The following is a 9,031-nucleotide window of genomic DNA, read 5'->3' as shown; positions in this document are numbered from 1 at the left end:
CCATATTTTGCAGTTGGAATCTTTTCGAAGGAAACATTCATCGCGGATCTATACTTGATCCCTGCGGGCATCGTTGGCGTTCTGATCGGCGCTTACTTGCACAAACAGATGTCTGAAAAGCTGTTCTTTGGTCTGACCTATGTGTTTTTGGTCGTCACGGGATTGAAACTTATTTTCGACGCTTTGACCTGATGCTTTGACGTGATGCTTTGCTCAAGCGCGGGCGATGTTGGCTAAGCGTCATCCCCTGCAGGAGCGGCGACCGCTGCCAATGTTTCAAACGCTTGACCAGAGGCAACCACGCACGACATTCCGTGCACATTCGTGACCAAAATGGTCCAGCTTCCGGTGTCTTTTGAGGCGTAAACTTCGAAGACACCGCTGTTCGGTACAAGGCCGATGGACTGGCGCGCTTCGCCAAATTTCTGGGTGAGTTGCTCAACGGCTTGATCGCGTTTCGCGCATTGAAGTTCCGCCGCTGCGGGTGTTGTCAGGCCAATGATTACAAACGCTGAGGCGGTCAGAAGGCGTGAGAAAACTGTCATCTTATGTCCTTTTGTGTCGAGAACCGTGCATCGTATTTGTCAGCTATGTTCCTCTTGTTGCGGTCAAATAATGGTTAATACAGCGGTCTCTAGCGGCGTGTGCGTGCCTAACTGCGTTAACTTTTTCTGCGGTGCGGAAATTTAAGGGTTGCGTAATGGTGCGCATACGTGACTAATTGCGCAACAATATTGCGGAGCAAAAGAATCAATGACCCAAGCAGTCCAGACTTCCACAGCAGCACGTCCCTACCGATCAGCGCTCTACATTCCGGGTGCAAAAGAACGCGCCTTGGAAAAAGCCAAGGGTCTCGCTTGTGATGCGATCTTGTTTGACCTTGAAGACGCTGTCGCGCCTTCAGAAAAAGACACGGCGCGTGAGACGTTGAAGGCAGCGATCGCAGCAGGGGGCTATGGGGTGCGCGCAAAAATTGTACGAGTCAATGGATTTGATACGCAATGGGGCCAAGATGATGTCGCCGCGTTTGTTGGGGCAGATATCGACGGTATTTTGCTGCCAAAGGTTGAAGGCGCCGCGATGGTTGAAGCCTTGGCGCAGGCCATTCCTGATGTGCCAATTTGGGCGATGATGGAAACGCCGCTTGGGATGTTGAACGCAGCCGAGATTGCAGCGCACCCGCGTATGGCGGGGTTTGTTATGGGCACAAATGATTTGGCGAAAGAGCTAAACGCGCGTTTTCGTGCAGACCGCTTGCCCATGATGGGGGGGCTGCATTTGGCTTTGTTGGCTGCCAAGGCTTACGGGCTTGTGGTGCTGGACGGCGTGTACAACGCGTTTAAAGACGACGATGGTCTGAAAAATGAGTGCGAGCAGGGGCGCGACATGGGATTTGACGGCAAAACGTTGATCCACCCTGCGCAGTTGGCCACTGCCAATGCTGCCTTCGCGCCCAGTGCAGGCGAGATCGATTTGGCTGAACGCCAGATTGCTGCTTTTGAGGCTTGCGAGGCAAAAGGAGAGGCCGTCGCAGTTGTGGATGGTAAGATCGTAGAAAATCTTCATATTGTTACGGCGCGGGCCACTTTGGAAAAGGCGCGCGCGATCTCAGCAATGGAGTAAGCCATGATCCTTATTATTCTCGGGGTGCTGCTATGGAGCGGCGCACATCTATTCAAACGGCTTGCGCCTGATGCGCGGGCCAATCTTGGTGACAAAGGCCGCGGTCTTGTGGCCATTCTATCGATCCTTGCGATTGTGTTGATGGTCATCGGATATCGCGGTGCAAGCGGACCGGTTTTTTGGGAACGCACTGCGCCTCTTGCGGGCATCAACAACCTTTTGATGCTGTTTGCATTCTACTTGTTTGCGGCAAGCGGCCTGAAAACACGGATCACATCTAAAATTAAGAACCCACAGCTGACAGCCGTTAAGGTTTGGGCCTTTGCGCATCTTTTGGTGAATGGCGCTTTGGAAGACATCTTGCTTTTCGGCGGCATGTTGGCTTGGGCTGTGGTGACTGTGATCGTGCTAAAGCGCAGCGGCGAGCAACCAGAGCCAGCACCTGCGGTCAACACGGGCAACGAAATCAAAGCAGTCGTGGGGTCTGCGGGTTTGACCATTGTTGTCATGGGCGTTCATGCGTGGCTTGGCGCCACACCTTGGGGTTAAGGAGTACTTTCGATGCATGCATATCGACTTTTGACCGCCGACGACACGTCAGAGTTTTGTCACAAGGTGACGGAAGCTCTGAGCAAAGGGTGGGAGCTCTACGGAGATCCTGCCTACGCATATGACGCGGCGAATGGCACCATGCGCTGTGCCCAAGCTGTTACCAAAGTCGCAGGTGGTGAATACGACCGCGATGTAAAATTAGGAGTCCTCTAGCGGGGGCTCTTAAACCACGGAGCTTATACAGATGAAGACCAATGCAGGACGTTTTTTCGAGGATTACGCGGTTGGACAAGTGATCGAACACGCGGTGCCGCGGACTTTGTCTGGGGGCGAGCGTGCACTTTACCATGCGCTCTATCCTGCACGTCATGCATTGTATTCATCTGATGAGTTCGCACATGACTGCGGATTGCCTGCGTCGCCGATGGATGACTTGATTGCGTTTCACACGGTGTTTGGCAAAACGGTTCCCGATGTGTCGCTCAATGCTGTTGCAAATCTTGGTTATGCGGAAGGGCGGTTTCTAAAACCGGTTTTTGCTGGCGATACCTTGCGTTCCGTGTCCGAAGTGATCGGGGTCAAACAAAACTCCAACGGCAAATCGGGTGTGGTTTGGGTGCGCACCAAAGGGCTTAATCAACACGGTGAGACTGTGTTGGAATATGTGCGCTGGGTGATGGTGCGCAAAGGTGATTTGGAAGCCCCCGCGCCCGAAACTGTTATTCCGCAGCTGTCAGGCGTTGTGGATCCAAGCACGCTGTCATTGCCTGAAGGGCTTGAATTCCTGCGCTATGACTTTGCGCTGGCGGGGGAAGAGCACAGGTTCGCTGATTACGAGATTGGTGAAAAGATTGATCACGTTGATGGCGTGACGATTGAAGATGCTGAACACATGATGGCAACGCGGCTTTGGCAAAATACCGCAAAAGTGCATTTTGACGCGACCAACCGCGAAGATGGCAAGCGACTGATTTATGGTGGTCATGTGATTTCCATGGCGCGGGCTTTGTCTTTCAATGGCTTGGCGAATGCGCAGATGATTGCTGCGATCAACGGCGGGGCGCATGCCAATCCGTGTTTCGCAAGTGATACTGTGCGGGCCTGGTCGGAAGTGTTGGATAAGGCTGATACGCGCGCACCAGGTGTTGGCGCTGTGCGATTGCGGCTTGTCGCGGTGAAAGACGGTGCGCCAGATTTCGCTCTGAAAGGGGATGATGGAAAATATCATCCTGACGTGCTTTTGGATCTTGATTACTGGGTGCTCATGCCGCTTTGATATGGGCATGAAGCAATTTATTTTTGCCGCAATTGCCGCCGTCTTTGTAAATCAATCTGCCCCTGCGCAGGCCGACCTTGCGTCTGATGCCCCAGACACTGTGGTCGGGTTCGTGGAAAGCAATCTTATTGCGACGTTCTATCATGAGCTTGGCCATGCGTTGATTGATATCGAACAGCTGCCCGTGTTTGGACAAGAAGAAGATGCCGCAGACGTGTTGTCCGTCGTGTTGATCGATGCCTTTTATGACGAAGAGACCGCGGTTCAAATCACGTATGACGCGGCATATGGTTTTTTAGGCTACGCGGACGAACAAGCCGAAACGGGTGAAGAACCCGCGTTTTGGGATACGCATGGACCTGATTTGCAACGCTACTATACGCTCGTATGCCTGTTCTACGGGGCGGATGCTGAAGAGCGCGATGATGTTGCGCAAGAGTTGGGTCTCCCACAAGAACGCGCAGAAACTTGCGAGGAAGAATTCGAATTGGCCGCTGACAGCTGGGGCGGTGTCTTGGACGATATCGCGGCCAACGGCGGCGGCACCTCGATGGAACTCGGAGAGCTTGACGACAGCACGCCATCAGGGGCTTTGACGAGCCAAGTGATCAAGGCCGAGGTCGAGGCCTTTAACGCTGGGTTCCAATTGTCGAGCCCATTGACTGTCGAAGTGGCGCCCTGCGGTGAAGCGAACGCGTTTTATGACCCAAACAATACGACGCTGACGGTGTGCACGGAGTATGGCGACTCATTGGCGGATATGGCGCCTGCGCTTTAAGGCAGCTTTGTCGCTGACTTGGTGCAGTGGCGTGGCTGGCTAAAGTATACTAAAATCGTCAGAAAATTTGTGACCGCATTTTGTGATCACGACGAAAAATTTGTGATCACAAATGGTAAGTTTTTGACTGTTTTGCCATGAATGTGCTGAAATTTATTGTTCGTTAGCGCTGACAATGGATGACTCTGGCGAAGAACTTGTTACAACACGTAAGAACCGTCACCGCATCATTCGTGAAAGGAATTCGCCATGGCTGATGTGAACCGAGGCAACCGCCCTCTGTCACCCTTTATGATCGGGACATACTATCGTCCCCAGATGACGTCGATGTCATCTATTCTTGTACGCATTACTGGTAACGCTTTGATCGTTGCCACCGTGATGATTGTCTGGTGGCTTGTTGCCGCAGCCGTATCACCGGAATGCTTTGCCTCAGCCGACGCCTTTTTGCGCTCTTGGTTTGGCGACTTGGTCTTTTTCCTATCCACTTGGGCGCTTTGGTATCACTTGGGCGGCGGTTTGCGTCACCTCGCGTGGGACTTCGGCTACTGTTTGAACGTTGAAACCTCTGAGAAACTTGGCTGGGCCATGTTGATCGGTGCGACTGTTCTGACATTCCTCACAATGATCGTCACATAAGGGAGCGCGCAGAATATGTCTTTTCGCACTGATCGCCAACGCGCAGTAGGTCTTGGCGCGGCCAAATCCGGCCCCGAGCACCACTGGCACATGATCACGACGTCTATCGCGTTGTTGATCCTCATCCCATTATTCGTCTTGTCTTTCGGCAATGCCCTGGGCGGCACTTACGAAGAAGTTCTGGCGACATACAGCCGGCCTTATCCTTCTATCATCGCAGGCCTCACATTGGTTGTTGGCCTCATTCACTTCAAAAACGGCGCGCAAGTTCTCATCGAGGACTATGTGGGTGGGATCAAACGCAAGTTCACAATCATTGCTGTGAACATGCTGTCCTACACTTTGATCGCCGCAGGCCTGTTTGGCCTTGTTAAACTCGCGCTGTAAGGAGCACACCCCATGGCAGCAGCTTATGAATATGAAACACACGACTACGACGTCGTTGTGATCGGCGCTGGTGGCGCTGGCTTGCGTGCGACCCTCGGCATGGCCGAACAGGGCCTGCGCACAGCTTGTGTGACCAAAGTTTTCCCAACCCGTTCGCACACTGTTGCGGCTCAAGGCGGCATCGCGGCGTCTTTGGGTAACATGGGGCCAGACAGCTGGCAGTGGCACATGTATGACACAGTCAAAGGTTCTGACTGGCTTGGTGATACAGATGCGATGGAATATCTCGCCCGTGAAGCGCCCAAGGCGGTTTACGAGCTTGAGCACTACGGTGTGCCATTCTCGCGCACTGAAGAAGGCAAAATCTACCAGCGTCCTTTCGGTGGTCACACCACCGAATTCGGCGAAGGTCCCCCCGTTCAGCGCACCTGTGCCGCGGCCGACCGGACTGGTCACGCGATCTTGCACACGCTTTACGGCCAGTCTTTGAAAAACAACGCTGAGTTTTACATCGAATACTTCGCCATCGACTTGATCATGTCTGAAGACGGTCAATGTCAGGGTGTTGTTTGCTGGAAGCTCGACGACGGTACATTCCACATCTTCAATGCAAAAATGGTTGTGTTGGCGACAGGCGGTTACGGTCGTGCCTACTTCTCAGCCACATCTGCACACACATGTACAGGTGACGGCGGCGGCATGGTCGCGCGCGCTGGTTTGGCGTTGCAGGATATGGAATTCGTTCAATTCCACCCAACCGGCATTTACGGCTCTGGCTGTTTGATCACCGAAGGCGCACGCGGCGAAGGTGGTTACTTGACCAACTCCGAAGGCGAACGTTTCATGGAACGTTACGCGCCGACCTATAAAGACCTTGCACCACGTGACTACGTGTCTCGCTCCATGACTATGGAAATTCGCGAAGGTCGCGGTGTTGGCGCTGAGGGCGATCACATCCACCTCAACTTGGCGCACTTGCCACCAGAAGCGCTTGCTGAGCGTCTTCCCGGCATTTCCGAGTCCGCGAAAATCTTTGCTGGCGTGGACGTGAACAAAGAGCCAATCCCAGTTTTGCCAACAGTGCACTACAACATGGGCGGCATTCCAACAAACTACTGGGGTGAGGTTCTCAACCCAACTGCCGAAGATCAAAACGCGGTTGTGCCTGGCCTTATGGCTGTGGGCGAGGCGGGCTGTGCTTCTGTCCACGGTGCGAACCGCTTGGGGTCAAACTCCTTAATCGACCTTGTGGTGTTTGGTCGCGCAGCTGCGATCAAAGCTGGCAAAGTTGTTGACGCGGATGCGCCGAACCCAGTGCTCAACCAAGCTTCTATTGATGCGGCCTTTGATCGTTTCGACGGTCTGCGCAATGCAAACGGTGCGATCAAAACAGCTGAGTTGCGTCTTGAGATGCAAAAAACAATGCAAGCTGACGCGGCTGTGTTCCGTACAGATAAGACGCTCAAAGAGGGCGTTGATAAGATGACAGTCATCGCAGGCAAAATGGGTGATCTTCAGGTCACCGATCGCAGCCTCGTGTGGAACTCTGATCTGATGGAAACACTTGAACTGGCCAACTTGATGCCAAACGCGATGGCCACCATCGTTGGCGCCGAAGCACGCAAAGAGTCTCGCGGCGCGCACGCGCACGAAGACTACCCAGAGCGTGACGATAAAGCGTGGCGTGTGCACACTGTGGCACATGTCGACGGCAACAAAGTTGAATTGTCTCACCGCGACGTGGTCAAAGATCCTTTGTCCACTGAAGCAGAAGGCGGCATCAGCCTCAAAACAATCGCGCCCAAAGCGCGGACCTTCTAAGGAGATCACCCATGGTACAGCTTACACTGCCTAAGAACTCCAAGATCACGACAGGCAAAACTTGGCCGAAGCCCGAGGGCGCGACCAATGTGCGCAAGTTTCAGATCTATCGCTACAATCCGGACGAGAACAAAAACCCAAGCGTGGACACGTATTTTGTCGATATGGACAAATGTGGCCCGATGGTTTTGGACGCGCTGATCAAGATCAAAAACGAAATTGATGCAACGCTCACGTTCCGCCGCTCTTGCCGTGAAGGCATCTGTGGTTCTTGTGCGATGAACATCGATGGCATCAACACTCTGGCCTGTATTTACGGCATGGATGAGATCAAAGGCGATGTGAAAATCTACCCTCTGCCGCACATGCCTGTGGTCAAAGATTTGATCCCAGACCTCACGCACTTCTACGCGCAACACGCGTCGATCATGCCGTGGCTTGAGACCAAGACAAACCGTCCAGCGAAAGAGTGGCGTCAGTCCATTGAAGACCGCAAAAAGCTTGATGGTCTGTATGAATGTGTGATGTGTGCGTCTTGTTCCACATCTTGCCCATCATACTGGTGGAACGGCGACAAATACCTCGGGCCAGCAGCTTTGCTGCACGCATACCGCTGGATCATTGACAGCCGCGATGAGGCAACTGGCGAACGTTTGGACGAGTTGGAAGATCCGTTCAAACTGTACCGTTGCCACACAATCATGAACTGTTCCAAAACATGCCCTAAGGGCTTGAACCCAGCGAAAGCGATCGCGTCTATCAAAGGCATGATGCTTGAACGCGCACACTAAGGCTTTGGGTCTCACAGTCGTTGGAAGACAGACCTAATTTGGTTCAATCGAATGAAAAGGCCCCGCAGTTGCGGGGCCTTTTTTCTGTCCCTAAGACCTCAGGGGGTTAGGCCGCCCATCAGTAAAAGAGCGGCCCGTGCTTGGCGCGTTGGGGCTTAACAGAACCGTTCGACCCCGATCACCTGCGCATCACCATAGCGCGGACCATGCGCCCAGCCGACTGGCATGATCTGCTCAATTTCAGCCAAATCATCAGCACTCAACGTTATGGACGTCGCGGGCAACCAGTCTTGCAGATGTTCCTTGGTGCGTGTGCCCGGAATAGGGATGACCATGTCATTCGCCTTCATGGACCACGCAATTGCGAGTGCAGTGACCGTAACGCCTTTGCGGGCCGCGAAATCGCGTAGAGCGTGGACATGCTGCATATTGGCGGAGAAATTTGGCTCCATAAAGCGTGGGTTTGATTTGCGGAAATCATGGCTTTCGAAGTTTGGCGGGTCGAGATCAACGGAGCTGATGATGCCACGGCCAACCGGCGAGAAGGGTACAAAAGCGATGCCAAGTTCTTGGCACGTTTGCAAAACACCCAGCTCAGGCTCCCGCGACCACAGCGAATATTCACTTTGAACCGCGCGCACTGGCGTCACCGCATGGGCGCGACGAATGGTGGTGGGCGCAACTTCTGACAGTCCCCAACCGCCGATCAGCCCCTCTTCGATCAACTTGCCCATGTGTTCGGCTACCTCTTCGATGGGGCGATCTTGTTCGCGGCGGTGGATGTAATACAGTTCAACGTGATCACGATTGAGACGCTTCAACGAGCCCTCAAGTTCACCCCGAATATACCCTGCCTCATTGTTGATCGAACGGGGTGGGCCAGGCACGATCGACGCCTTCGTGGCCAAGGTGATATTGGTTTTGGCCCCAACCTCTTTGAAATATCGGCCGATAACGGTTTCTGATCGTCCCATGCCGTAGATATTGGCGGTGTCCCAAAAGTTGATGCCCGCGTCTTCAGCAGCCGCGAGGGTTTCCAAGCTGGTTTCATCATCGGCACGACCAAAGAAGCCTGCAAAGCTCATGGCGCCAAGCCCAAGCGCACTCACCTCGGGGCCGTTTTTGCCCAATTTCCGTTTTGGCATCGTCATGGGGATCTCCAAA

The 9,031-nt window shown here is 53.6% G+C and carries 11 protein-coding genes and 1 pseudogene; 10 read left to right on the top strand and 2 right to left on the bottom strand.

Annotation, left to right across the window (positions count from 1 at the left end; genetic code table 11):
- A pseudogene (locus ABF287_RS08775) lies at nucleotides 1-192 on the top strand (sulfite exporter TauE/SafE family protein); the annotation flags it as partial.
- A gap of 41 nt (nucleotides 193-233) precedes the next feature.
- Here ABF287_RS08775 and ABF287_RS08770 read toward each other — a convergent pair.
- On the bottom strand, nucleotides 234-545 hold the full coding sequence (locus ABF287_RS08770; protein ID WP_347184633.1) for a hypothetical protein: 312 nt from the start codon (nucleotides 543-545) through the stop codon (nucleotides 234-236).
- A 208-nt stretch (nucleotides 546-753) separates the two neighbouring features.
- Here ABF287_RS08770 and ABF287_RS08765 point away from each other — a divergent pair, with 208 nt between their 5' ends.
- The 9 genes from ABF287_RS08765 to ABF287_RS08725 all read left to right on the top strand — a co-directional run bounded on the left by ABF287_RS08765 (nucleotide 754) and on the right by ABF287_RS08725 (nucleotide 7,867).
- Nucleotides 754-1,623 (top strand): CoA ester lyase, encoded by an 870-nt coding sequence (locus ABF287_RS08765; protein ID WP_347184632.1) that lies wholly within the window; start codon nucleotides 754-756, stop codon nucleotides 1,621-1,623.
- A 3-nt stretch (nucleotides 1,624-1,626) separates the two neighbouring features.
- The gene (locus ABF287_RS08760; protein ID WP_347184631.1) at nucleotides 1,627-2,172 is read left to right on the top strand and encodes an NnrU family protein; all 546 of its coding nucleotides are present in this window, start codon (nucleotides 1,627-1,629) and stop codon (nucleotides 2,170-2,172) included.
- A 12-nt stretch (nucleotides 2,173-2,184) separates the two neighbouring features.
- Nucleotides 2,185-2,388, top strand: coding sequence for a DUF1737 domain-containing protein (locus ABF287_RS08755; protein ID WP_347184630.1), 204 nt, complete (start codon nucleotides 2,185-2,187; stop codon nucleotides 2,386-2,388).
- Between the two features lie 31 nt (nucleotides 2,389-2,419).
- Nucleotides 2,420-3,451, top strand: a complete 1,032-nt coding sequence (locus tag ABF287_RS08750; RefSeq protein WP_347184629.1) for a MaoC family dehydratase — start codon at nucleotides 2,420-2,422, stop codon at nucleotides 3,449-3,451.
- 7 nt (nucleotides 3,452-3,458) lie between these two features.
- Nucleotides 3,459-4,229 (top strand): DUF4344 domain-containing metallopeptidase, encoded by a 771-nt coding sequence (locus tag ABF287_RS08745; RefSeq protein ID WP_347184628.1) that lies wholly within the window; start codon nucleotides 3,459-3,461, stop codon nucleotides 4,227-4,229.
- 249 nt (nucleotides 4,230-4,478) lie between these two features.
- Nucleotides 4,479-4,868, top strand: a complete 390-nt coding sequence (gene sdhC / locus ABF287_RS08740) for a succinate dehydrogenase, cytochrome b556 subunit (protein WP_347184627.1) — start codon at nucleotides 4,479-4,481, stop codon at nucleotides 4,866-4,868.
- Nucleotides 4,869-4,883: 15 nt separating this feature from the next.
- Nucleotides 4,884-5,255 carry a succinate dehydrogenase, hydrophobic membrane anchor protein gene (sdhD, locus tag ABF287_RS08735; RefSeq protein ID WP_347184626.1) on the top strand — a complete coding sequence of 124 codons (372 nt, stop codon included), beginning with the start codon at nucleotides 4,884-4,886 and terminating at the stop codon, nucleotides 5,253-5,255.
- Between the two features lie 12 nt (nucleotides 5,256-5,267).
- Nucleotides 5,268-7,076 carry a succinate dehydrogenase flavoprotein subunit gene (gene sdhA / locus ABF287_RS08730; RefSeq protein WP_347184625.1) on the top strand — a complete coding sequence of 603 codons (1,809 nt, stop codon included), beginning with the start codon at nucleotides 5,268-5,270 and terminating at the stop codon, nucleotides 7,074-7,076.
- A gap of 11 nt (nucleotides 7,077-7,087) precedes the next feature.
- Entirely contained in the window at nucleotides 7,088-7,867 is a 780-nt protein-coding gene (locus tag ABF287_RS08725; protein ID WP_347184624.1) for a succinate dehydrogenase iron-sulfur subunit, read from the top strand.
- A gap of 155 nt (nucleotides 7,868-8,022) precedes the next feature.
- Here ABF287_RS08725 and ABF287_RS08720 read toward each other — a convergent pair whose 3' ends face one another.
- Complete coding sequence (locus ABF287_RS08720; RefSeq protein ID WP_347184623.1) at nucleotides 8,023-9,018, bottom strand: aldo/keto reductase; 996 nt, start codon at nucleotides 9,016-9,018, stop codon at nucleotides 8,023-8,025.
- Nucleotides 9,019-9,031: the final 13 nt, after the last annotated feature.

Origin of the sequence: Pacificibacter sp., assembly GCF_039769035.1 — a bacterium.
In the GTDB taxonomy this organism is placed as follows: domain Bacteria; phylum Pseudomonadota; class Alphaproteobacteria; order Rhodobacterales; family Rhodobacteraceae; genus Celeribacter.
The sequence above is the reverse complement of the archived record's forward strand: the minus strand, read 5'-3'. Positions and strand labels throughout refer to the sequence as shown.